The following is a 23,831-nucleotide window of genomic DNA, read 5'->3' as shown; positions in this document are numbered from 1 at the left end:
CCCCTGCATGTTCACCCCGCGCGCCTTCGCCGAGACCGACCTGCACTGGCTGGACCGCCTGCTGGCGCGCGACCCGTTCGTTACCGTGCTCACCCCCGGCAGCGATGGCCTGCCGGAGCTGACCCGGATGCCGGTGCTGTACCGGCGTGACGGCGACCAGATCGAACTGCGCGGCCACTGGGCCCGCGCCAACCCGCAGTCGCGCCACAGCGGCGCGGCCAAGGTGCTGGTCGATGGACCGCACGGTTACGTCTCCGCCAGCTGGTATCCGGACAAGGAGCCCGCCGCGCGGGTACCGACCTGGAACTACGCGGCTGCCGAGCTGCGTGGCCAGCTGCAGACCTTCGACGATGCCGGCGCGCTGGCGGAGCTGGTCGGCGCGATCAGCGACCGCTTCGAAGCCAGCGTCGGCCAGGCCTGGCAGTTCGATGCCACGCGTGCCGAACATGGCCCGGAGCTGCGCGCCATCGTCGGCTTCCGTTTCCAGGTCGAACATGTGCAGATGAAGCTCAAGCTGAGCCAGAACCATCCCGACGCCAACCAGCGTGCGGTGATCGCCGAACTGGAACAGCTGGGCACCCCCTCTTCCACCGAGTTGGCGCAGTGGATGCGCTGGCACCGCGAACAGGCCGCCCGCAGCGACTGAACGCCGCAGATTCCCGCGACGACGCAGCCGGACGGCTGCGGCGCGCCCCCACCCGACGCCAGGGACCCGAACATGAAAGACATCCACAAGCTGCTGCAGAACAACCGCGACTGGGCCGACCGGATCGAGAAGGAAGACCCCGAGTTCTTCCACCAGCTGGCCAAGCAGCAGCACCCGGAATACCTGTGGATCGGCTGCTCCGATTCGCGCGTGCCGGCCAACCAGATCATCGGCATGGCCCCGGGCGAAGTGTTCGTGCACCGCAACGTCGCCAACGTGGTCGCGCACACCGACCTGAACTGCCTGAGCGTGGTGCAGTACGCGGTGGACCAGCTGAAGGTGAAGCACATCCTGATCGTTGGCCACTACGGCTGCGGCGGTGTGCATGCCTGCCTGCACAACACCCGCGTCGGCCTGGCCGACAACTGGCTGCGCCACGTCGGTGACGTGATGCAGAAGCACACTGGCATCCTCGATGCGATCGAGACCGATGAGCTCAAGCACGCGCGCCTGTGCGAACTGAACGTGATCGAGCAGGTGGCCAACCTGTGCCGCTCGACCATCGTGCAGGATGCGTGGGCCCGCGGCCAGAAGCTGATGGTGCATGGCTGGGTCTACAGCCTGAAGGACGGACGCGTGCGCGAGATGGGCATCGACGTCGGTTCGCAGGAAGAGCTGCAGCCTGCATATGAAAAGGCCCTGTCCTACATCCCGCGCAAGGGCAAGCGCGACTGATCCCTTACGGATGACCATCATGCTCGCTTCGCCGATCAACCTGCACGCCTGGATCGAAGAGAACCGCCACCTGCTGAAGCCGCCGGTGGGCAACAAGATGATCGACAACGGCGATTTCATCGTGATGGTGGTCGGCGGGCCGAATTCGCGCACCGACTATCACTACGACGAAGGCCCCGAGTGGTTCTACCAGCTCGAAGGCGAGATGGTGCTGAAGGTGCAGGAAGACGGCGCGGTGCGCGACATCCCGATCCGCGCCGGCGAGATCTTCCTGCTGCCGGCAAAGGTTCCGCACTCGCCGCGGCGCCCGCCCGGTGGCATCGGCCTGGTGGTCGAGCGCAAGCGCCTGCCGCACGAGATGGACGGCGTGATCTGGCACTGCGAGCGCTGCAACCACAAGCTGCACGAAGAGTTCTTCCCGCTGCAGAACATCGAGACCGACCTGCCCAAGGTGTTTGCGCGCTATCACGCCAGCCTGGAGCTGCGCACCTGCAGCCAGTGCGGGCACGTGGATCCGCTGCCGGCGCCGGCGGTGGGCTGAGCCCCTCGAACGGTAGTCGCCCACCTTGGTGGGCGCTTGCTCGCTCCCGCCCTGGTAGATGCCCACCTTGGTGGGCGCTTTCTTGTACGTGCGCCAACCAAGGTTGGCGACTACCGGATCACACGGCGCTGGTGCCGGGCCGGCTGCTACCGGGCCATGCCCCAGGCGCTACACTGGCGGTCCCGTTGCAGCCTGTTGCCCGACCATGTCCGACCTGCTCAGCCGCACCCACGCCATCGCCCTGGACGCCGCCGATCCGCTGCGCCCGCTGCGCAGTGAATTCCTGATTCCGCGCCATGAGGGCGGCGAGCAGACCTACTTCGTGGGCAACTCGCTGGGCCTGCAGCCGCGCGGCGCGCAGGCAGCGGTGCAGGAAGTGATGAAGCAGTGGGGCGAACTGGCGGTGGAAGGCCACTTCACCGGCCCGACGCAGTGGCTGTCCTACCACCGCCTGGTGAGCGCGCAGCTGGCCCGCGTGGTTGGCGCGCTGCCCAGCGAAGTGGTGGCGATGAACACGCTGAGCGTAAACCTGCACCTGATGATGGTCAGCTTCTACCGGCCGACCACGCAGCGCCCGGTGATCCTGATGGAAGCCGGCGCGTTCCCGACCGATCGCCACGCGGTGGAAGCCCAGATCCGCTTCCATGGCTTCGACCCGGCCGAGTGCCTGGTGGAAGTGCAGCCGGACGAAGCCAACGGCACGATTTCACTGAACGCCATCGAGCGCGCCATGACCGAACACGGCCCGCGCCTGGCGCTGGTGCTGTGGCCTGGCGTGCAGTACCGCACCGGCCAGGCCTTCGACCTCGATGCGATCACCCGCGCCGCCCGCCTGCAGGGCGCACGCATCGGCTTCGACCTGGCGCACTCGGTCGGCAACCTGCCGCTGCGCCTGCATGACGTGGCCCCCGATTTCGCCGTGTGGTGCCATTACAAGTACCTCAACAGCGGCCCGGGCGCAGTGGCTGGCGCCTTCGTGCACGAGCGCCACCACCGCGATACCACCCTGCCGCGCTTTGCTGGCTGGTGGGGCCATGAGGAAGCCACCCGCTTCCAGATGGCGCCGCAGTTCACCCCGGCCATCGGCGCCGAGGGTTGGCAGCTGAGCAATCCACCGATTCTCGGCCTGGCACCGCTGCGCGCCTCTCTGGACCTGTTCGAACGTGCCGGCATGGAGGCGCTGCGCAGCAAATCGCTGGCGTTGACCGGGATGCTCGAGGCGCTGGTGCGCGCACGCCTGCCGCAGGTGCTGGACATCATCACCCCGGCCGATCCGCAGCGCCGCGGCTGCCAGTTGTCGCTGCGCGTGATCGGTGGCCGCGAGCGTGGCCGCGCACTGTTCGAGCACCTGCGCGGCATCGGTGTGCTCGGCGACTGGCGCGAACCCGACGTGATCCGCATCTCGCCCACCCCGCTCTACAACCGCTACCTGGACGTGCACCACTTCGTCGAGGAAGTGGAAGCCTGGGCCGGCCTTTGAGCCGGTCCCTCCCCTGCTGCTGGACAGTTCGTTGATCGCACATGCTTCCCGCTCGTTGAGCATTATCGGTGCCGGCCTGGCCGGGTCCCTGCTGGCCATCCTGCTGTCGCGGCAAGGCTGGCGCATCACCCTGTACGAACGCCGCGGTGATCCGCGCGTGGCTGATTACGAGAGTGGCCGCTCGATCAACCTGGCATTGGCCGAGCGTGGGCGCAATGCGCTGCGCCAGGCGGGTGTGGAGGACGAAGTGATGGCACGCGCGGTGATGATGCGCGGCCGCATGGTGCACCCCCGCGACGGCGAACCGCAGCTGCAGCGCTATGGCCGTGATGACAGCGAAGTGATCTGGTCGATCCACCGCAGCGATCTGAACACCACGTTGCTGGAACTGGCCGAGCAGGCCGGCGCCACCGTGCACTTCCATCGGCGCCTGCACACCGTTGATTTCGACGCCGGTTACGCGCGTTTCATCGATGACCGCGACGACAGCCCGCACGACATCCGCTTCGACACCCTGATCGGTGCCGACGGCGCCGGTTCGGCCCTGCGCGCAGCGATGAACCGCCGTGCCCCGCTGGGCGAGGACATCGCCTTCCTCGACCACTCCTACAAGGAGCTGGAGATCCCTCCGGCCGCCGACGGCGGCTTCCGCATCGAGCGCAATGCGCTGCACATCTGGCCACGCGGCCATTACATGTGCATCGCCCTGCCCAACCACGAAGGCACCTTCACCGTCACCCTGTTCCTGCCCAACCAGGGCGATCCCAGCTTCGCCACGGTCAACACCGGCGCGCAGGCCGAGGCGCTGTTCGCGCGGGAGTTCGCCGACACCCTGCCGTTGATCCCGAACCTGCGCGCGGACTGGGAACAGCACCCGCCGGGGCTGCTCGGCACGCTCACCCTGGAGCGCTGGCACCAGCACGGTCGCGCCGTACTGATCGGCGATGCCGCGCATGCGATGGTGCCGTTCCACGGCCAGGGCATGAACTGCGCGTTCGAGGACTGCGTTGCGCTGGCCCGCCACCTGATGGAAGCGGATGACCTGGAAGGCGCGTTCGCCGCGTTCGAAGCCGAGCGCAAGCCGAATGCACGTGCCATCCAGCAGATGGCGCTGGAGAACTACCTGGAGATGCGCGACCGTGTCGCCGATCCTGCGTTCCTGCTGCAGCGCGAACTGGAGCAGGAACTGCAGCGGCGCTGGCCGACCCGCTTCGTGCCGCACTACACGATGGTCACCTTCCTGCACACACCTTACGCCGAGGCGCTGCGCCGCACCGAACTGCAACGCGACATGCTGGTGGCCGCCACCACCGGTCACGATTCACTGGACAACATCGACTGGGCCGCGCTGGAAGCGCAGATCCACGCGCAGCTGCCGGTCCTGGAGGGCGCGCACTGATGGCCGACAGCTTCCTGTTCTACGACCTGGAAACCTTCGGCCAGGACCCGCGGCGCACGCGCATATCGCAGTACGCCGCGATCCGTACCGATGCCGACCTCAACGAGATCGATACGCCGGTCAGCTTCTTCGTGCGCCCGGCCGATGACCTGCTGCCCTCACCGATGGCGACCCTGGTTACCGGCATCACCCCGCAGCAGGCCCTGGCCGAGGGCATCAGCGAGGCCGAGGCCTTCGACCGCATCAACGAACAGCTGTCGCGCCCCGGCACCTGTGCGCTGGGCTACAACACGCTGCGCTTCGACGATGAATTCGTCCGCTACGGGCTGTTCCGCAATTTCCACGACCCGTACGAGCGCGAGTGGCGCAACGGCAATTCGCGCTGGGACCTGCTGGACATGCTGCGCCTGATGCGCGCGATGCGCCCGGACGGCATCCAGTGGCCGCTGCGCGAGGACGGCGCCACCTCGTTCAAGCTTGAGCACCTGGCCGAGGCCAACAACGTGCGCGAGGGCGATGCGCACGAAGCGCTGTCCGACGTACGTGCCACCATCGGCATGGCACGCCTGTTCAAGCAGTCGCAGCCGCGCCTGTGGGAGTACGCGCTGAAGCTGCGTGACAAGCGCTTCGTCGGCGGCCTGCTGGACGTGGCCGCGATGAAGCCGGTACTGCACATTTCCATGCGCTACCCGGCCAGTCGCCTGTGCGCGGCGCCAGTACTGCCGCTGGCCGTGCACCCCACCATCAACAACCGGGTGATCGTGTTCGACCTGGAAGGCGAGATCGACGACCTGCTGGAACTGCCGGCGGAGGTGATCGCACAGCGCCTTTACCTGCGCGCCAGCGAGCTGCCCGAAGGCGTGGCGCGGGTGCCGCTGAAGGAAGTGCATCTGAACAAGGTGCCAGCGCTGATCGCCTGGAACCACCTGCGCGCCGATGACCACGCGCGCCTCGGCCTGGACGTGGCCGCGATCGAGGCCAAAGTGGAACGGCTGCGCGCGTTCGCCCCGCAGCTGGCCGAGAAGGCGCGCCAGGTCTACAACCAGCCCCGCGTCGCCACCGTGGCCGACGTCGATGCCTCGCTGTACGACGGTTTCCTCGGCAACGGCGACAAACCGCTGCTTGCGCTGGCACGCACCACCGCGCCCGAGCAGCTGGCCGCGCTGGAAGGCCGTTTCCGCGACCCGCGCCTGCCGGAGCTGCTGTTCCGCTACCGCGCGCGCAACCATCCCGGCAGCCTCGCGCCGGCGGAACGCCAGCGCTGGCAGGATTACCGCCGCCAGCGCCTGCTCGGCGACGGCGGGCTGGGCGAACTCAACCTGCCCCAGTACCAGCAGCAGCTCGATGCACTGGCCGCCGAAGCGCCCGACGATGCGCGGCGCCAGGCCCTGCTGCAATCGCTGCGCGACTGGGGCCAGCACCTGCAGGAGACACTGTGAGCGCCTACTTCTCGGACGCCAGTTTCAGGTTCCTGCGCAGCCTGGCGCGGCACAACGACAAGGCCTGGTTCAACGACCACCGCCAGCAGTATGAAGACCACGTACGGCAGCCGTTCCTGCGCCTGCTGGGCGACCTGCAGCCGGCACTGGCCGAGGTCAGCGACCATTTCCGCGCCGATACGCGCGGCGTCGGCGGCTCGCTGTTCCGCATCCACCGCGACGCGCGCTTCTCCAACGACAAGTCACCGTACAAGACCTGGCAGGGCGCACGCCTGTTCCATGAGCGCCGCCGTGAAGTAGCCGCGCCTTCGTTCTACGTGCACCTGCAGCCGGGCGAGAGCTTCGTCGGTGCCGGCCTGTGGCATCCGGAACCGGAAACCCAGCGCCGCGTGCGCCACTTCATCCTCGACAACCCGGGCAGCTGGAAGGCCGCCGCGCACGCACCGGGCCTGCGCAAGCGCTTCGATTTCGAGGAGAGCGAAAAGCTGGTGCGTCCGCCGCGTGGCTTCCCCGCCGACTTCGAGTTCATCGACGACCTCAAGCACCGCAACTGGGTGATGTGGCGCTCGCTGGACGACGCCACCATGACCGGTCCGCGCCTGCTGTCCACGCTGGGCAAGGATCTGGCCGCGCTCGGCCCGTTCGTCGACTACCTGTGCGCGGCGCTGGACCTGGAATTCTGATGCCATTGGCACAGCAACGCCGCACGCTGGGCCGCACCGGCCTGGCGGTTTCGCCGGTGGGCCTGGGCTGTTCCGGCTTCTGGGGGCATCGCCGATTCCCGGAACAATCGGCCGCGAACGTGGTCGAGCATGCACTGGCACAGGGCGTGAACCTGTTGGACACCGGCCACAACTACTCCGGTTTCCACGCCGAGCCGCGGCTGGGCCGCATCCTGCGCCCGTTGCTGAAACAATACCCGCGCGACGCACTGGTGATTTCCAGCAAGGGCGGCACGCTGACCGGCCAGGCCGGCGTCAGCGGCGCCGAGCAACGCAACTTCTCGCCGGCAGCCATCACCGCCAGCTGCGAGGCTTCGCTGCGCAATCTCGGCCTGGATCACCTGGACATCTACCAGTTGCATGGCGCCAGCGAGCACGACATCAACGACGACCTGCTGGCGGCGCTGCAGCGCCTGCGCGAACGCGGGTTGATCCGGCACACCGGCATCAACACCCACTCGGCCTCGACCCTGCGCTGGATGATCGCCCATCCCGACGCCTTCGATGTGGTGCTGCTGGACTACAACGCCCTGCAGCAGGACCGCGAACCGCTGATCGACCAGTTGCAGGCGGTGGGCATCGGCGTGCTGGCCGGGACCGTGCTGGCGCAGGGCCACCTGCTGCCCGCGCGCCCGCGCCTGCCACGGCTGGCCGATGGCTGGTACCTGGCGCGCGCCTGGCTGAAGCCCAGCAGCCGCCAGCTGATGCGCAGTGCCCGCCAGATGCGCCGGGCAGTGGCCGCGATCCGCAGCCAACGCCCGGCCCAGACCGCCTTCGCCTATGCGCTGGGCCATCCCGGCGTGGCCAGCGGCATCCTTGGCACCACCCGCACCCGCAGCCTCGACGAGGTGCTGGCGACGCGGCTGGAAGCGCTGACCCCGGCCGAACGGCAACAGCTGGTCGATGCCTTCGGTGACGGCCGTGGCTCGCCCAGTCATTGAGTCTTCACCCGGCACTGCCGCCATTGCGGCAGTCTGGTCGGCATGAAGAAACTCACCGCACTCATTGTGCTGCTGGTCCTGGCCGTCGCGGCCTGGTGGTTCGGCGGCCCCTACATGACCATCAATGGCCTGTCCAAGGCCATCGAGCAGCGCGACACCGCCCGCCTGGAGCGTTACGTCGACTTCCCGCGCGTGCGCAGCAGCCTGCGTGCGCAGCTCAACGACTACCTGGTGCGCCAGGCCGGCCCCGACATGGCATCCAGCCCGTTCGGCGCCCTGCTCTATGGGCTGGGCGACCAGCTTGGCGGTGCCGCAGTGGAGACCATGGTGACCCCGACCGGGATCGGCGCGATGCTGCAGGGCCACGTGCTGTGGAAGCGTGGCCGCAATGAACTGCAGGGCGGCGATGCCTTCGGTGCGACCGAACCGGCGCGGCCGCTGAAGCATGCCGAGCATCATTTCGAGGCACTGGACCGATTCGTGATCGACGTCGATCGCGGCCCCGGCCAGCCACCGTTGAAGGTGGTGCTGGAGCCGCAGGGCCTGCGCTGGAAGGTGGTGGACCTGCAGCTGGGAATGTCGGGCAGCCCTTCATCGGACCCGTGGCCTGACGGCAGCGCCAACCAAGGTTGGCAACTACCGGGGCATGTGGCTCTGGTAGATGCCCACCTTGGTGGGCATGGGTCCTAGGCAGTGCAAACCAACGGTTGGCACGTACCGGTCGAGTCCGCCCTACCCCTCGTTGGCGACGCCGTGCGGCACGTGGCCGGCGGCCACATGCTCGCGGGCGCTGTCGATGTTGTGCTGCGAATCGTCGAAGAAGATGTCGGCACCGAAGGCCTGCAGGAACGGGCCCTTGTGACGGCCGCCCAGGAACAGTGCCTCGTCCAGGCGCACGCCCCACTCGCGCAGGGTGCGGATCACCCGCTCATGCGCCGGTGCCGAACGCGCGGTCACGAGCGCGGTACGGATCGGCGCGCTCTCGCCGGCCGGGAACACTTCCTGCAGCGTATGCAGGGCCGACAGGAAGCCACGGAAGGGACCGCCGCTGAGCGGCTCGCGGGCGCGCTCGCGCTCGTGGCGGCCAAACGCTTCCACGCCCTGCTCGCGCGAGATGCGCTCGCTCTCGTCACCGAAGATCACCGCGTCACCATCGAAGGCGATGCGCAGCTGGCCGGCCGGGCGACCAGTATCGATCTGGTCGGCGGCTGCCGCAGCGGTCTCGCCCGGCGGCTTGGGCAGGATGGTTGCCGCCGCGATGCCATGACGCAGCGCGCTGCGCACCGATTCGGGGTTGGCCGACAGGAACAGGTCGGTACCGAACGGCTTCACGTACGGCCAGGTCGGCTCGCCGGCGGTGAAGGTCGCGCGGATGATGCCCAGCCCATAGTGCTGGATCGAATTGAAGATGCGCAGGCCGGTATCGGCCGAGTTGCGCGACAGCAGGATCACCTCGACCCGCGGGTTCTCCGGGCTGGCGCCCTGGTTCAGCGCCAGCAGCTTGCGCACCACCGGGAAGGCCACGCCGGGGCCGAGGATATCGTCCTCGTGCTGGCGCTGGAATTCGGCGTAGGCCGCCACGCCATCACTTTCGAACAGCGCATGGCTTTCCTCGAGGTCGAACAGCGCGCGCGAGGTCACCGCGACGGTCAGCAAACGGGGGGAGTTGTCGCCCATCGGTGGGGGTCCTTCAAGCGGTCGGCGGGGCCGGCCGCCCATTGTCCTCAAAAAACGAACTGTTCGCTCAGGATCCTGTCTTCCAGGTTGTGCTCCGGGTCGAACAGCAGGGTCACGCGGCGGTCCTTCGACTCGCGGATGGTCACCTCGACCACGTCGCGGGTCTCGTGCGAATCCGCCGTGACGCTGACCGGGCGCTTGTACGGATCGAGCACGCGGAAGCGCACCTCGGTATCGGCCTTGAGGATCGCCCCGCGCCAGCGACGCGGCCGGTACGGGGCCAACGGCGTCAGCGCGATGGTGTGCGAGCCCAGCGGCAATACCGGGCCATGCGCGGAATAGTTGTAGGCGGTGCTGCCCGCCGGGGTGGCCACCAGCACGCCGTCACCGATCAGCTCGGCCACGCGTTCCTGGCCGTTGAGGTCGATGCCGATATGCGCGGCCTGCCGGGTCTGGCGCAGCAGCGAGACATCGTTGTAGGCCAGCGAACCGGTACTGGTGCCCGACTCGGTCAGCGCCACCATTTCCAGCGGGCGCAGGTTGGCCGGTTCGGCACGCGCAATGCGGGCCTGCACGTCGTCGTCGCCGCGGTACTGGTTCATCAGGAAGCCGACGGTGCCCAGCTTCATGCCGAACACCGGCTTGCCCAGGTGCCCATGCCGATGCAGGGTCTGCAGCATGAAGCCGTCGCCCCCCAGCGGACACAGCACGTCGGCCTGCTCCGGCGCGTGATCGCCATAACGCGAGACCATCGCGGCGCGGGCCATCTGTGCAGGTTCGGTGGCGCTGGCCAGGAAAGCGATGCGGGGGGTGTCGCTCATCGGTGGATCCGGGTGGGTGTGCCAGCAAGAGCATACCCGGTAGTGCCGGCCGCTGGCCGGCAGCTGCACCCGATTGTGGTCCATGCGGTTGCCGGCCAGCGGCCGGCACTACCCGGCAATGCAGAACGGCCCCGCTTTCGCGGGGCCGTTCCTCCAACTGCTGCAGATCAGGAGCCCCCCTGAGTCAGGGGGGCGCGCCAACGGCGCGGGGGGCTGGGAGCATGGTTGGCATGGGGCCCACGGTTTGCAGGGCAAACCGTGGGGCGTCAGCGCGAATGCGCTTACGCACCATGCGCGGCCAGCTGACCCAGGCGCTGCACCGCGACCGAAACGGTCGGGTAGTCCAGGGTCTTCTGCTCGGCCAGTTCGGCCAGCATCGCCAGGGTGAAGCGCAGGCTGCTGTCGTCGCGACCCATCCAGGCCGCCACCTTTGCTTCGGCACTGCTGCCCTTGGTACCCAGCACCTGGCCCGCCAGATTGCGGTGGTTGGCGGCCAGCTCGTCACGCAGCACGCCACGTGCCACCGCGTGCCAACGGCCATTGACCTCCAGCGCATCGACCTGCTCGAACAGCCACGGCAGCTGCAGGGCATCGCCCAGGCGGAAGTGGACCTTGGACACGTCCACCGGCTTCAGCTTGCGGGTACGGGCCAGTTCGATGATGTCGAACGCCGGCTCCAGGAAGTGCAGTTCGGCCAGCTGCTGCGCCAGCGCGGACGGCAGGCCCTTTTCCTTCCACTCGGCCACCAGGGCTTCGTAGGTCGGACGCTGCGAATCCGGCAGCACACCCGAGGCAACGCGGATGTCGTTGAACGGGCCCTGGTAGCGGTTGACCGCTTCGGTGATGCCGGGCATCGCGCCGGGGCGCGACAGCAGCCAGCGCACGAACGAGCGCTGCAGCTTCCAGATCACTTCCAGGGCGTCGATCTGCACCGACTCCGGCACCTTGCCGTCGAGGGCATCGATCTGTGCCCACAGCGCGCGTGCATCCAGCGTTTCACGGCTGATGGTGTAGGCCTTGGCAACCTCGGCGATGGAACGGCCGGTGTCTTCCTGCATGCGCATCAGGAAGGTGGCGCCCATGCGGTTGATGGTCTGGTTGGTCACGGCCGTGGCGATGATTTCGCGCTTCAGGCGGTGACGCTCCATTGCGTCGGCATACTTCTTCTGCAGCGGGGTCGGGAAGTAGCGCTGCAGTTCCTTGGACAGGTACGGATCTTCCGGGATGTCCGAATCCAGCAGCTGGGCGAATGCCACCAGCTTGGAGTAGGACAGCAGCACCGACAGTTCCGGACGGGTCAGGCCCTGGCCGCGCGCCTTGCGCTGCGACAGCTCGGCATCGGACGGCAGGAACTCGATCTGGCGATCAAGCAGGCCCTGCTGTTCCAGGGTACGGATGAAGTGCTGCTTGGAACCCAGGCGCTTGACCGCCATCCGCTCCATCAGGCTCAGCGCCTGGTTCTGGCGGTAGTTGTCGTTGAGCACCAGCTCGGCGACTTCATCGGTCATCGAGGCCAGCAGCTTGTTGCGCTGCTCGACGGTCAGCTTCTTGGCCCGCACCACATCGTTGAGCAGGATCTTGATGTTGACTTCATGGTCGGAGGTGTCGACACCGGCCGAGTTGTCGATGAAGTCGGTGTTGAGCAGCACGCCGGCCTGCGCGGCTTCGATGCGGCCCAGCTGGGTCATGCCCAGGTTGCCGCCCTCGCCCACCACCTTGCAGCGCAGCTCGCCACCGTTCACGCGCAGCGCGTTGTTGGCACGGTCGCCGACATCGCTGTGCTGCTCGCTGGCGGCCTTGACGTAGGTACCGATGCCGCCGTTCCACAGCAGGTCGACCGGTGCCTTCAGGATCGCGCTCATCAGCTCGTTCGGCGACAGCGCCTTGACGTTCTCGTCCAGGCCCAGCGCTTCACGCACCTGCGGGGTGATCTCGATCGACTTCAGGCTGCGCGGGTACACGCCGCCGCCCTTGCTGATCAGCTTGGCATCGTAGTCCGCCCAGCTCGAACGCGGCACGGTGAACAGGCGCTCACGTTCGACGAACGTGGTGGCCGCGTCCGGGTTCGGGTCCAGGAAGATGTGGCGGTGATCGAACGCAGCCACCAGGCGGATGTGGCGCGACAGCAGCATGCCGTTGCCGAACACGTCGCCGGACATGTCGCCGACGCCGACCGCGGTGAAGTCCTGGCTCTGGCTGTCACGGCCCAGCGCACGGAAGTGGCGCTTGACCGACTCCCACGCACCGCGTGCGGTGATGCCCATGCCCTTGTGGTCGTAACCGACCGAACCACCGGAGGCGAACGCATCGCCCATCCAGAAGCCGTGCGCGATGGCCAGGCCGTTGGCGATGTCGGAGAACGTCGCAGTGCCCTTGTCGGCGGCCACCACCAGGTACGGATCGTCCATGTCGTGGCGCACGACATCCACCGGCGGCACGATCTTGTTGTTGACGATGTTGTCGGTGATGTCCAGCAGGCCCTGGATGAACAGCTTGTAGCAGGCCACGCCGTTGGCGAAGATCGCATCACGGTCGCCGTTCACCGGCGGGGTCTTGGCGAAGAAGCCGCCCTTCGCGCCGACCGGCACGATGACGGTGTTCTTGACCATCTGTGCCTTGACCAGGCCCAGCACTTCGGTACGGAAGTCTTCGCGACGGTCCGACCAGCGCAGGCCACCACGGGCGACCGCGCCGAAGCGCAGGTGGGTACCTTCCACGCGCGGGCCGTAGACGAAGATCTCGCGGTACGGGCGCGGCTTCGGCAGGTCCGGCACCAGCGCCGAATCGAACTTGAAGCTGATGACATGGCCGTGCTGGCCGTTGGCATCGGTCTGGTAGTAGCTGGTACGCAGGGTCGCGTCGATCACGCCCATGAACGAGCGCAGGATGCGGTCCTCGTCCAGGCTGGACACGCGGTCCATCAGCTTCAGCAGCGCATCGCGCGCGGCCTGCATCTGCGCGTCGCGGTCACCCTTGCGGGCGTCGACCACGGTCTTGAGCACCTTCAGGGTGGCATCGTCACCGGCAGCCAGCACGTCGAAGTGGGCCTTCAGCTGGGCCTGGCCGGCGGCGATGTCGTCCTTGCTTTCGTGGCCGGTGGCCGGATCGAAGCGGGCCTCGAACAGCTCGACCAGCAGGCGGGCCAGCAGCGGGTAGCGCGCGAAGGTGCCTTCCACGTAGGCCTGGGAGAACGGCACGCCGGTCTGCAGCAGGTACTTGCAGTAGCCGCGCAGCATGGCGACCTGGCGCCAGTGCAGGCCGGCAGCCAGCACCAAGCGGTTGAAGCCGTCGTTCTCGGCATCGCCGTGCCAGACGCGGGCGAAGGTCTCGCCGAAGGCTTCATCGACACTGGCGGCATCGATCGCGCCGGCGGTCGACTCGACCTCGAAGTCCTGCACGTACACCGGGGCGTTGTCGACCGACAGGCGGTACGGACGCTCGGCGATCACGCGCAGGCCCATGTTTTCCATCATCGGCAGCGCGTCCGACAGCGGAATGTCGTCCAGCTGGCGATACAGCTTCAGGCGCAGGCCATCACCGCTTTCGCGCGGCACGGCCTGCAGGCTCAGGCGCAGGTCGTCCGGGCCGGTCAGGGCGTCGAGCTGGCTGACATCGTTGGCGGCAACCGCGGTGCTGTTGTCTTCGATGTAGCCGGCCGGCAGCGCCTTGCCGATACGAGCGGCGATGCGCAGGCCTTCGGTCTCGCCGTGGCGGGCCACCAGCGCTTCGCGCAGGTCGTCCTGCCAGTTGCGCAGCACCTGGGCCAGCTTCTGCTCCAGTTCGGCGGTATCGACGTCGAGCATCTCACCCGGCTTCGGGCGCACGATCAGGTGCACCTGGGCCAGCGGCGATTCGCCCAGCACCACCGAGCTGTCGACGTACTCGCCGTGCAGCGCGTCCTTCAGCATCGCTTCGATGCGCAGGCGCACGTCGGTGTTGAAGCGCTCACGCGGCAGGTAGACCAGCGCGGAGATGAAACGGCTGTACTTGTCGCGGCGCAGGAACAGGCGGCTGCGCACGCGCTCCTGCAGGCCCAGCACGCCCATCGCGGTGCGGAACAGTTCGTCCTCGCTGGACTGGAACAGTTCTTCGCGCGGCAGGGTTTCCAGGATGTGGCGCAGGGCCTTGCCACTGTGGCTGGCCGGGGCCAGGCCCGACTGCTTCATCACGTGCTCGTGGCGCTGGCGCACCAGCGGGATTTCCCACGGGCGGCGGTTGTAGGCGCTGGAGGTGAACAGGCCGAGGAAGCGCTGCTCGCCGATGATCTTGCCCTTGGCGTCGAATTCCAGCACGCCGATGTAATCCATGTAGCCAGCGCGATGCACGCGCGAACGGGCATTGGTCTTGGTCAGGATCAGCGCATCCTTCAGACCGGACGTGGTGTTCAGGCCCTGCGCGGCCAGGGTCTTGACCGGACGGGCGGCGGACTTGTCCTTGCCGCGCATCAGGCCCAGGCCGGTGTCGTTCAGCGGCGCCAGCACCTCTTCCTTGCCCTGCTTCTCGACGCGGTATTCGCGGTAGCCGAAGAAGGTGAAGTGGTTGTCGGCGGCCCAGCGCAGGAACTCCTGTGCTTCCTTGCGCGATGCGTCGTCGACCGGCAGCTGGCGGCTGCCGAGGTCGTCGGCCAGCGCCAGCGCCTTGTCCTTCATCGGCTGCCAGTCGCGCACGATCGCACGCACTTCGTCCAGCGCCTTGTTGATGGCCTGTTCGATGGCAGCCATGGCGTCGGCCGGCTGGCGGTCGATCTCCAGCAGCATCACCGACTCGGCATCGCCCTCGCCGACCTTGACCAGCTTGCCGGCCTTGTCGCGGGTGAAGCGCAGCACCGGGTGGCCCAGCACGTGGACACCCACGCCCTGCTCGGCCAGCGACATGGTGACGGTATCGACCAGGAACGGCATGTCGTCGTTGACGATCTGCAGCACGGTGTGCGGCGATTCCCAACCGTTGGCCTTCGCAGTCGGATTGAACACGCGGACGTTGGCCTTGCCGGCCTTGCGGGCACGGGCGAATTCCAGCGTCTCAGCCGCGAGCGCGGCCCACTCTTCAGCGCTGTGGTGCGGGAACTCGTCCGATTCCATGCGCTTGTAGAAGTCAGTGGCGAAGGCCACCGCTTCGGCCTGTGCGGCCGCGGGGTAGCGCTTGCGCAAGGCCGTGTACACCGGCTCCAGGGAGAAACCAGCGGTCACTGCGACCTCCGACTCTGCTGGTTTCGTCTTGTTTTTCACGGTCTTGGCTGCGGTTTTTTGCGGTTTCATGGCAGAGCGATGCGCTTGCTCAGTTGGGAAAATGAAATTGTAGCCCTACCGCACGAAAAGGCCTTGCTGCAGGACGGAATAAGCAGATTCGGGTTTGCTGCGGTTTAGACGCCTATTCAGTTCGCTCCGGTATGGAGCTGGCGCCTGCTTCAGCACTGCCGACAGGATCGGCAAAGCGTGTTACCGGAAGACACACGCGGCGACGCCGATTCGATTCCACAATCCTGAACTGGACGGTATAGTCCACCGCGTGAACCCGGCCTACCTCCCCGTTGCCCTCGACGCGCGCGATGAGCGCGTGTTCGATGCTGTGCGCAGACTGCTGGCCGAGCAGGGCATGCAGATGAGCATGGACGCGGTGGCCCAGCATGCCGGCTGCTCCAAGCAGACCCTGTACTCGCGCTACGGCAGCAAGCAGGAACTGCTGCGCCGGGTGATGCAGCGCCACGTCGGCCACGCCACCGGGGCCATGCTGCGTGCACTCCGCAGTGACGACCTGCGTGCCAGCCTTCTCCAGTTCGCCACCGACTTCCTGGAGCATTTCAACCAACCGCACGTAGGACAGGCCTGCCGGCTGATTGCAGCCGAGGCAGCCCAGTTTCCCGAAGAGGCGCGTACGCTGTACCGGCACGGTGCCGGCGCGCTGACGCTTCATCTTGCTGAATGGATTGAAACCGTTTGCATGCAAGGCCAGCTCCGGCATGACGACCCGCACTTCATGGCCGAACTGCTGCTGAGCATGATCGCCGGTCAGGATTTCGACAAACAGCGCTTCCATACCCCCCATCGTGATGACGCGCTCCTGCGTCGGCGCTGGGCAGAGTTCTCCGTCGACAGCTTCCTGCGCGCGTTCGCGCCACAGCCGTCGCCGGCCCCGTCTACAAACCAACCCCGGAGTTCCTCCTGATGACCGCCCCACTCCGCACCCTTGCCTTGACGTGCGCCGTTGCTGTCGCGCTGGCTGCCTGCAAGAAGCCGGAACAGCAGACGCCCCCGCCGCCGGAGGTGGGCGTGATCGACGCCAAGCCGCAGACCCTGCCGCTGCAGCGCGAGCTGGTCGGCCGCCTGTCGCCGTTCCGCAGCGCCGACGTCCGCGCACGCGTACCCGGCGTGCTGCTCAAGCGCGTTTACCAGGAAGGCTCGCAGGTCAAGCAGGGCCAGACCCTGTTCCTGATCGACCCGGCGCCGTTGCGTGCCTCGCTCAACGCCTCCGAGGCCCAGCTGGCTTCGGCCCGCGCCACCTACGCCAATGCCAAGGTCGCCGCCGATCGCGCGCGCTCGCTGGCGCCGCAGCAGTTCGTCTCCAAGTCCGACCTGGACAACGCCGAATCGGCCGAGCGCACCGCCCTGGCCGCCGTCAAGCAGGCCGAAGCGGCAGTGACCTCTTCGCGGATCAACCTGGGCTACGCCGAAGTGACCGCGCCGATCAGTGGCGTGGCCAACAAGCAGCAGGTCACCGAGGGCGCGCTGGTCGGCCAGGGCGATGTGACCCTGCTGACCACCGTTGACCAGCTCGACCCGCTGTATGTGAACTTCTCGCTGAGCGTGGATGAGCTGACCCAGCTTCGCGCGCAGCAGGCCAAGGGCTCGCTGGCGCTGTCCGGCGACGGCAAGGCCACGGTCAACGTCAAGCTGGCCGACGGCAGCACCTATGGTGAGCCGGGCACGCTGGACTTCTCCTCGACCACGGTCGACCCGGCCACCGGTGCGGTGTCGCTGCGTGCGCTGCTGCCGAACCCCCAGCAGATCCTGCTGCCGGGCGCCTTCGTCAGCTTCCAGGCCAACCTGGGCGAGCGCAACAATGCCTACCTGGTGCCGCAGCAGGCGCTGCTGCGTGACACCACCGGCGGCTACGTGATGGTGGTCGGTGCCGACGGCAAGGTGGTGCGCAAGAACGTGAAGACCGATGGCGCGCAGAACGGCAACTGGCTGGTCAGCGACGGTCTGGCCGCCGGTGACAAGGTGATCGTGGCCGGCGTGCAGAAGGTCAAGGAAGGTGCACCGGCGGTGGCCAAGCCGTGGACCCCGGGGCAGGACGCCAACGGCAAGCCTGCCGCAGGCGGCGCCGCTCCGGCGGGCGCAGCACCGGCGGCAGGCAAGGCACCGGCCGACGCGGCCAAGCCGGAACAGGCCGATGCGGCCAAGCCGGCCGCCACCGATTCGAACAAGCAGTAACGGGAACCTTCCGTCATGCCTAAATTTTTCATCGAACATCCAGTCTTCGCCTGGGTGGTTGCGATCCTGATCTCGCTCAGCGGCGTGATCGCGATCCTCAACCTGGGCGTGGAGTCCTATCCCAACATCGCCCCGCCGCAGGTCACCGTCTCGGCGACCTACCCGGGCGCCAGCGCGGACACCACCGAGAAATCGGTCACCCAGGTGATCGAGCAGCAGCTGACCGGTATCGATCACCTGCTGTACTTCAGCTCCTCGTCGGCCTCCAACGGCCGCGCGCAGATCACCCTGACCTTCGAGACCGGCACCGATCCGGACATCGCCCAGGTGCAGGTGCAGAACAAGGTGTCGCTGGCCACGCCACGACTGCCTTCGGAAGTGACCCAGCAGGGCGTGGTGGTGGCCAAGGCCAATGCCGGCTTCCTGATGGTGGTGGCGCTGCAGTCCGATACCCCGACCATCAACCGTGACGCCCTGAACGACATCGTCGGCTCGCGCGTGCTCGACCAGGTCTCGCGTATCCCCGGCGTCGGCAGCACCCAGCAGTTCGGTTCCGAGTACGCCATGAACATCTGGCTGAACCCGGAGAAGATGCAGGGCTATGGCCTGTCGGCCAGCCAGGTACTGGCCGCGGTACGTGCGCAGAACGTACAGTTCGCCGCCGGTGCGCTGGGTTCGGACCCGTCGCCGGAAGGCCAGCACTTCACCGCCACGGTCTCGGCCGAAGGCCGCTTCAGCTCGCCGCAGGAATTCGAGAACATCATCCTGCGCGCCAACGCCGATGGCTCGCGCGTGCTGCTCAAGGACATCGCCCGCGTCGCCTTCGGTGCCAACAACTACGGCTTCGACACCCAGTACAACGGCAAGCCGACCGGCGCCTTCGCCATCCAGCTGCTGCCGGGCGCCAACGCCCTGAACGTGGCCGAAGCGGTGCGCGCCAAGATGGACGAGCTGCAGCCCAGTTTCCCGTCCGGGGTGACCTGGTTCTCGCCGTACGACAGCACCACCTTCGTCAAGATCTCGATCCAGGAAGTGGTCAAGACCCTGTTTGAAGCGGTCCTGCTGGTGTTCCTGGTGATGCTGATCTTCCTGCAGAACTTCCGCGCCACACTGATCCCGACCCTGGTCATCCCCGTCGCCCTGCTCGGTACCTTCCTGGGCATGTGGATGATCGGCTTCACGATCAACCAGCTGACCCTGTTCGCGATGGTGCTGGCGATCGGCATCGTGGTCGACGATGCGATCGTGGTGATCGAGAACGTCGAACGCATCATGAGCGAGGAAGGCCTGGCGCCGAAGCCGGCCACGCAGAAGGCGATGACCCAGATCACCGGCGCGGTGGTGGCGATCACCGTCGTGCTGGCGGCGGTGTTCATCCCGTCCGCCCTGCAGGGCGGCGCCGCCGGTGAGATCTACAAGCAGTTCGCTCTGACCATCGCCATCTCGATGGCGTTCTCGGCGTTCCTGGCACTGGGCTTCACCCCGGCGCTGTGCGCGACCTTCCTCAAGCCGACGCACAACGACAACCCGAACATCGTTTACCGCACCTTCAACAAGTACTACGACAAGATCAGCCACACCTACGTGGGCCACATCACCTCAGCGGTGCGCCATGCGCCGCGCTGGATGATCCTGTTCGTGGTGCTGACCGCGCTGTGCGGCTTCCTGTTCACCCGCATGCCGGGCAGCTTCCTGCCGGAAGAAGACCAGGGCTATGCGCTGGCGATCGTGCAGCTGCCGCCGGGCTCGACCAAGGGCCAGACCAACGAAGTGTTCGCGCAGATGCGTGGCATCCTGGAAAAGCAGGATGGCTATGAAGGCATGCTGCAGGTGGCCGGCTTCAGCTTCGTCGGTTCCGGCGAGAACGTGGGCATGGGCTTCATCCGCCTGAAGCCGTGGGAGGAACGCAAGTTCACCGCGCCCGAGTTCATCCAGAACATGAACGGCGCGTTCTACGGCATCAAGGAAGCGCAGATCTTCGTGGTCAACCTGCCCACCGTGCAGGGCCTCGGCCAGTTCGGCGGCTTCGACATGTGGCTGCAGGACCGCAGTGGTGCCGGCTACGAACAGCTGACCCAGGCGCGCAACATCCTGCTGGGCAAGGCCGCGCAGAAGCCCGAAGCCCTGGTCGGCGTGCGTCCGAACGGGCTGGAGAACGCCCCGCAGCTGCAGCTGCACGTGGACCGCGTGCAGGCGCAGTCGATGGGCATGTCGGTGTCGGACGTGTACAGCACCATCCAGCTGATGCTGGCCCCGGTCTATGTCAACGACTTCTTCTACGAAGGCCGCATCAAGCGCGTGACCATGCAGGCCGATGGCCCGTACCGCACCGGCCAGGAGTCGCTGAAGAGCTTCTACAGCCCCTCCACCCTGACCCAGAACGCCGATGGCACCAACGCGATGATCCCGCTCAACACGGTGGTCAAGTCCGAATGGGTGTCGGCACCGCCGTCGCTGAGCCGCTACAACGGCTACTCGGCGATCAACATCGTCGGCTCGCAGGCCCCGGGCACAAGCTCGGGCGAAGCGATGCAGACCATGGAGAGCATCGTCAACGACGACCTGCCGGCCGGCTTCGGCTACGACTGGTCCGGCATGTCCTACCAGGAAATCCTGGCCGGCAATGCCGCCACGCTGCTGCTGGTGCTGTCCATCGTGGTGGTGTTCCTGTGCCTGGCCGCCCTGTATGAAAGCTGGTCGATCCCGGTGGCGGTGCTGCTGGTGGTGCCGCTGGGCGTGCTGGGCGCACTGGGCCTGTCGATGCTGCGCGGCCTGCCCAACGATCTGTTCTTCAAGATCGGCCTGATCACCGTGATCGGCCTGGCCGCGAAGAACGCGATCCTGATCGTGGAGTTCGCGGTGGAGCAGCGCGCAGCCGGCAAGAACCTGCGCGATGCCACCATCGAAGCGGCCCGCCTGCGCTTCCGCCCGATCCTGATGACCTCGTTCGCGTTCATCATGGGCGTGATCCCGATGGCGATCTCCACCGGCGCCGGCGCCAATTCCCGCCACGCCATCGGTACCGGCGTGATCGGCGGCATGCTGTTCGCCACCCTGCTCGGCCTGCTGATGATCCCGGTGTTCTTCGTGGTCGTGCGCCGCATGCTGGGCGACAAGCTGGATGAACCGTCCAAGGAGTTCATGGAACGCCAGCGCGACGCGGATGCTGCACACCGCCCGGATCGTTGATCCGGCAGTGCGCTGAAACGAAAAGGCCCCGGAGCGATCCGGGGCCTTTTTCTTGCCGCCTTTGAATTCATGCCCACCAAGGTTGGCATCTACCAGGGCAACGGCATGCCCGGTAGCCGCCAACCTTGGTGGGCTCCGTTCGAGTCACGTCTCAGCGCAACAGCGCGACCACCACGCACACTGCCACGATTACCAGTGCAGCCCACTGCATCGGCACGAAAAAGAAATGATGGGGCGCCACTTCGCCCTTCTGCCGGGGTGCCCGGTTGAGCCACAGGCCCAGCAGCACGTTCACCGCCGCGCCAATGCTGGCACCCAGCAACACCTGCGAGAGTGGGGTGTTGCCCTTGGGGCCTGCGTGCGGGAAGAAATACGCCAGCAGCAGGATCGCTGCGATCGGCGTGATCAGTGTCAGGATTCCCCAACCACGATAGATCATCTGTGCAGACCGTATGGAAACGGCCTGCATTGGAACAGATCCGGCATCGTTCGGCCAAGAGCACAGCGCATCCACGCGTGGCGCGGATCGACCGGCCGCGCCGCCCTTGCAGCGGCGCCGCCGTTGCGTCTCAGCGCAGCCCGGTTTCGTTGCGGGCGATCACCAGGCGCTGGATTTCCGAGGTGCCTTCATAGATCTCGGTGATCTTGGCATCACGGAAGTAACGCTCCAGCGGCATCTCCTTCGAGTACCCCATGCCGCCGTGGATCTGCACCGCCTGGTGGGTGATCCACATCGCCGCTTCCGAGGCGGTGAGCTTGGCGATGGCGGCTTCGTTGCTGAAGCGCTTGCCCTGGCCCTTCACCCAAGCCGCGCGCAACGTCAGCAGCAGCGCTGCATCCAGCTTGCACTTCATGTCGGCAATCTTGGCCTGGGTCATCTGGAAGGTGCCGATGGCGGCACCGAAGGCCTTGCGCTCCTTCACGTACTCCAGGGTCGCTTCATAGGCGGCACGGGCGATGCCGATGGCCTGCGAGGCGATACCGATGCGGCCGGCATCGAGCACGCTCATGGCGATCTTGAAGCCCTCGCCTTCCTGGCCCAGAACGTCCTCGGCCTGGGCCACGTAATCGTTGAACTCGATCTCGCAGGTGGCCGAGGCGCGGATGCCCAGCTTGGGCTCGGTCTTGCCACGACCGAAACCGGCCTTGTCGGTATCGATGATGAAGGCGGTGATGCCGCGCGCGCCCTTGTCCGGCTCGCTCATCGCGAACAGCACGATGTACTTGGCCACCGGGCCGGAGGTGATCCAGCTCTTCTTGCCATTGATGACGAAAGTGCCGTCGGCCTGTTTCACCGCGCGGCAGCGCATGGCAGTGGCATCGGAACCGGACTGCGGCTCGGTCAGCGCGAACGCGCCGATGGCGGTGCCTTCGGCGATGGCACGCACGTAGGTCTGCTTCTGCTGCTCGGTACCGTGGGTGAGGATGCCGTTGCAGAACAGCGAGTTGTTGACCGACATGATGGTCGAGTGAGCGGCGTCGGCGGCGGCGACCTCCACCATCGCCAGCACGTACGCAACCGGGTCCATGCCCGCACCGCCGTACTCGGTCGGCACTTCGATGCCCATCAGGCCGTTCTCGCCCAGCAGGCGGATGTTGTCCAGCGGGAACTCGCCGGTGCGGTCATGGTGCTCCGCGCTGGGGGCGATCTTTTCCTGCGCGATGCGCCGCGCCACGTCCTGCAGCATCAACTGCTCTTCGGTAAAGCTGAAATCCACAACACCCTCCCGGGTACATGAAGTTATGGGCCGCATACGGCGCGCCCAGGTGCTCCGATTGTACCGGGGGCCGGCTGTTTCCGTACGCTGGCGACTTGACCGCGGCAGGCCTTCTCGGCGAATATATCTCTATATCGCGATAGGTAGATATTTATGGATCTGGAAGACTGGTCGACCCGCCTGAAGGTGTTCGCCGATGCCACCCGCGTGCGCCTGCTGGCGCTGCTGGAGCAGGAGGAGCTGACCGTGGCCGAACTGTCGGCAATCACCCGGCTGGCGCAGCCGCGCGTGTCCACCCACCTGGCGCGCCTGAAGGAAGCCGGCCTGGTCCGCGACCGCCGTGCCGGCGTGTCGGCCTACTACCGTTTCGACGAAGCCCAGCTGGACCCGGCGCAGCGTGCATTGTGGCATGCCTTGAGCAACGGAAGCGACGACCCGTTGCTGCGCCAGGATGCCGAGCGCGTGGCTGCAGTGCTGGCCCATCGCGCCTCTGACCAGAACTGGGCCGACAGCGTGGCCGGCGACATGGAGCGCCACTACTCTCCGGGCCGTACCTGGGAGGCGCTGGCGCGCACCGCCTTGCCGTTGCTGGAGACCGGCGACGTGCTGGACATCGCCTCCGGTGACGGCGTGCTGGCCGAACTGGTCGCCCCCCACGCCAAGCGCTACATCTGCATCGATACCAGCGCGCGCGTGGTCGCCGCTGCCAGCGAGCGCCTGCGCCGGCTGCCCAATGTGGAAGTCCGCGAGGGTGACATGCATGCCCTGCCGTTCAAGGACGGCAGCTTCGACCTGGTGGTGCTGATGCACGCGCTGACCTACGCCAGCAAGCCGGCGCAGGCCGTAACCGAAGCCGCACGCGTGCTGCGCCCGGGCGGCCGCCTGCTGTTGTGCAGCCTGGCCCGTCACGAGCACAAGGCAGCGGTGGAGGCCTATGGTCACGTCAACCTCGGCTTCAGCGACAAGGAGCTGCGCAAGTTCGTCGACAAGGCCGGCCTGCAGGTGTCCAGCCTGGAAACGGTCACCCGCGAGAAGCGTCCGCCCCACTTCGAAGTGATTTCGCTGATCGCCAACAAGCCCTGAGCCCGAG

General features: G+C 66.9%; 18 protein-coding genes. 13 read left to right on the top strand and 5 right to left on the bottom strand.

Going from position 1 to position 23,831, the window contains the following annotated elements; genetic code table 11:
• The first annotated feature begins 7 nt into the window (after positions 1 to 7).
• The 9 genes from AC5P5W_RS07755 (at position 8) to AC5P5W_RS07715 (ending at position 8,593) form a co-directional block, all read left to right on the top strand.
• Positions 8 to 646, top strand: a complete 639-nt coding sequence (locus tag AC5P5W_RS07755) for an FMN-binding negative transcriptional regulator (RefSeq protein WP_169411420.1) — start codon at positions 8 to 10, stop codon at positions 644 to 646.
• A 72-nt stretch (positions 647 to 718) separates the two neighbouring features.
• Complete coding sequence (can, locus tag AC5P5W_RS07750; protein ID WP_010480460.1) at positions 719 to 1,381, top strand: carbonate dehydratase; 663 nt, start codon at positions 719 to 721, stop codon at positions 1,379 to 1,381.
• Between the two features lie 19 nt (positions 1,382 to 1,400).
• On the top strand, positions 1,401 to 1,922 hold the full coding sequence (locus AC5P5W_RS07745; RefSeq protein ID WP_049442510.1) for a 3-hydroxyanthranilate 3,4-dioxygenase: 522 nt from the start codon (positions 1,401 to 1,403) through the stop codon (positions 1,920 to 1,922).
• A gap of 205 nt (positions 1,923 to 2,127) precedes the next feature.
• Entirely contained in the window at positions 2,128 to 3,402 is a 1,275-nt protein-coding gene (kynU, locus tag AC5P5W_RS07740) for a kynureninase (RefSeq protein WP_014647667.1), read from the top strand.
• Positions 3,403 to 3,433: 31 nt separating this feature from the next.
• On the top strand, positions 3,434 to 4,801 hold the full coding sequence (locus tag AC5P5W_RS07735; protein ID WP_495221012.1) for an FAD-dependent oxidoreductase: 1,368 nt from the start codon (positions 3,434 to 3,436) through the stop codon (positions 4,799 to 4,801).
• Entirely contained in the window at positions 4,801 to 6,240 is a 1,440-nt protein-coding gene (gene sbcB / locus AC5P5W_RS07730; RefSeq protein ID WP_197574781.1) for an exodeoxyribonuclease I, read from the top strand. The genes AC5P5W_RS07735 and sbcB overlap by 1 nt, the downstream gene beginning before the upstream one ends.
• Positions 6,237 to 6,923 (top strand): TIGR02453 family protein, encoded by a 687-nt coding sequence (locus AC5P5W_RS07725; protein ID WP_197574783.1) that lies wholly within the window; start codon positions 6,237 to 6,239, stop codon positions 6,921 to 6,923. The genes sbcB and AC5P5W_RS07725 overlap by 4 nt, the downstream gene beginning before the upstream one ends.
• The gene (locus AC5P5W_RS07720; protein WP_049408572.1) at positions 6,923 to 7,903 is read left to right on the top strand and encodes an aldo/keto reductase; all 981 of its coding nucleotides are present in this window, start codon (positions 6,923 to 6,925) and stop codon (positions 7,901 to 7,903) included. Before AC5P5W_RS07725 ends, AC5P5W_RS07720 begins: the two co-directional genes overlap by 1 nt.
• Before the next feature lie 42 nt (positions 7,904 to 7,945).
• Entirely contained in the window at positions 7,946 to 8,593 is a 648-nt protein-coding gene (locus AC5P5W_RS07715; protein WP_495221010.1) for a DUF2939 domain-containing protein, read from the top strand.
• A 42-nt stretch (positions 8,594 to 8,635) separates the two neighbouring features.
• Here the strand turns inward: AC5P5W_RS07715 and AC5P5W_RS07710 are convergent, their stop codons facing one another.
• The 3 genes from AC5P5W_RS07710 to AC5P5W_RS07700 all read right to left on the bottom strand — a co-directional run bounded on the left by AC5P5W_RS07710 (position 8,636) and on the right by AC5P5W_RS07700 (position 15,659).
• Positions 8,636 to 9,580: a 5'-nucleotidase gene (locus AC5P5W_RS07710; RefSeq protein WP_005410242.1), complete on the bottom strand. Its 945-nt coding sequence runs from the start codon at positions 9,578 to 9,580 to the stop codon at positions 8,636 to 8,638.
• A 47-nt stretch (positions 9,581 to 9,627) separates the two neighbouring features.
• On the bottom strand, positions 9,628 to 10,401 hold the full coding sequence (locus AC5P5W_RS07705) for an NAD kinase (protein ID WP_032962058.1): 774 nt from the start codon (positions 10,399 to 10,401) through the stop codon (positions 9,628 to 9,630).
• Positions 10,402 to 10,682: 281 nt separating this feature from the next.
• Entirely contained in the window at positions 10,683 to 15,659 is a 4,977-nt protein-coding gene (locus AC5P5W_RS07700) for an NAD-glutamate dehydrogenase (protein ID WP_046431556.1), read from the bottom strand.
• A 250-nt stretch (positions 15,660 to 15,909) separates the two neighbouring features.
• Here AC5P5W_RS07700 and AC5P5W_RS07695 point away from each other — a divergent pair, with 250 nt between their 5' ends.
• The 3 genes from AC5P5W_RS07695 to AC5P5W_RS07685 are packed head-to-tail and all read left to right on the top strand — an operon-like array spanning position 15,910 to position 21,023.
• A complete protein-coding gene (locus AC5P5W_RS07695) occupies positions 15,910 to 16,566 on the top strand; it encodes a TetR/AcrR family transcriptional regulator (RefSeq protein WP_111207029.1) in 657 nt (218 codons plus the stop codon).
• A complete protein-coding gene (locus AC5P5W_RS07690; protein WP_032962064.1) occupies positions 16,566 to 17,834 on the top strand; it encodes an efflux RND transporter periplasmic adaptor subunit in 1,269 nt (422 codons plus the stop codon). Before AC5P5W_RS07695 ends, AC5P5W_RS07690 begins: the two co-directional genes overlap by 1 nt.
• Positions 17,835 to 17,849: 15 nt before the next feature.
• A complete protein-coding gene (locus tag AC5P5W_RS07685; RefSeq protein WP_046431562.1) occupies positions 17,850 to 21,023 on the top strand; it encodes a multidrug efflux RND transporter permease subunit in 3,174 nt (1,057 codons plus the stop codon).
• Positions 21,024 to 21,174: 151 nt separating this feature from the next.
• On the opposite strand, the gene AC5P5W_RS07680 is transcribed toward AC5P5W_RS07685, so the two are convergent.
• Positions 21,175 to 21,462, bottom strand: a complete 288-nt coding sequence (locus AC5P5W_RS07680) for a hypothetical protein (protein WP_046431564.1) — start codon at positions 21,460 to 21,462, stop codon at positions 21,175 to 21,177.
• A 130-nt stretch (positions 21,463 to 21,592) separates the two neighbouring features.
• Positions 21,593 to 22,741: an acyl-CoA dehydrogenase family protein gene (locus AC5P5W_RS07675; protein ID WP_014647680.1), complete on the bottom strand. Its 1,149-nt coding sequence runs from the start codon at positions 22,739 to 22,741 to the stop codon at positions 21,593 to 21,595.
• Between the two features lie 153 nt (positions 22,742 to 22,894).
• Between AC5P5W_RS07675 and AC5P5W_RS07670 the strand changes: the two genes are divergently transcribed.
• Entirely contained in the window at positions 22,895 to 23,824 is a 930-nt protein-coding gene (locus AC5P5W_RS07670; protein WP_014037755.1) for an ArsR/SmtB family transcription factor, read from the top strand.
• Positions 23,825 to 23,831: the final 7 nt, after the last annotated feature.

It is taken from the genome of Stenotrophomonas sp. YJH_SMC_123, from assembly GCF_059368215.1.
The sequence above is the reverse complement of the archived record's forward strand: the minus strand, read 5'-3'. Positions and strand labels throughout refer to the sequence as shown.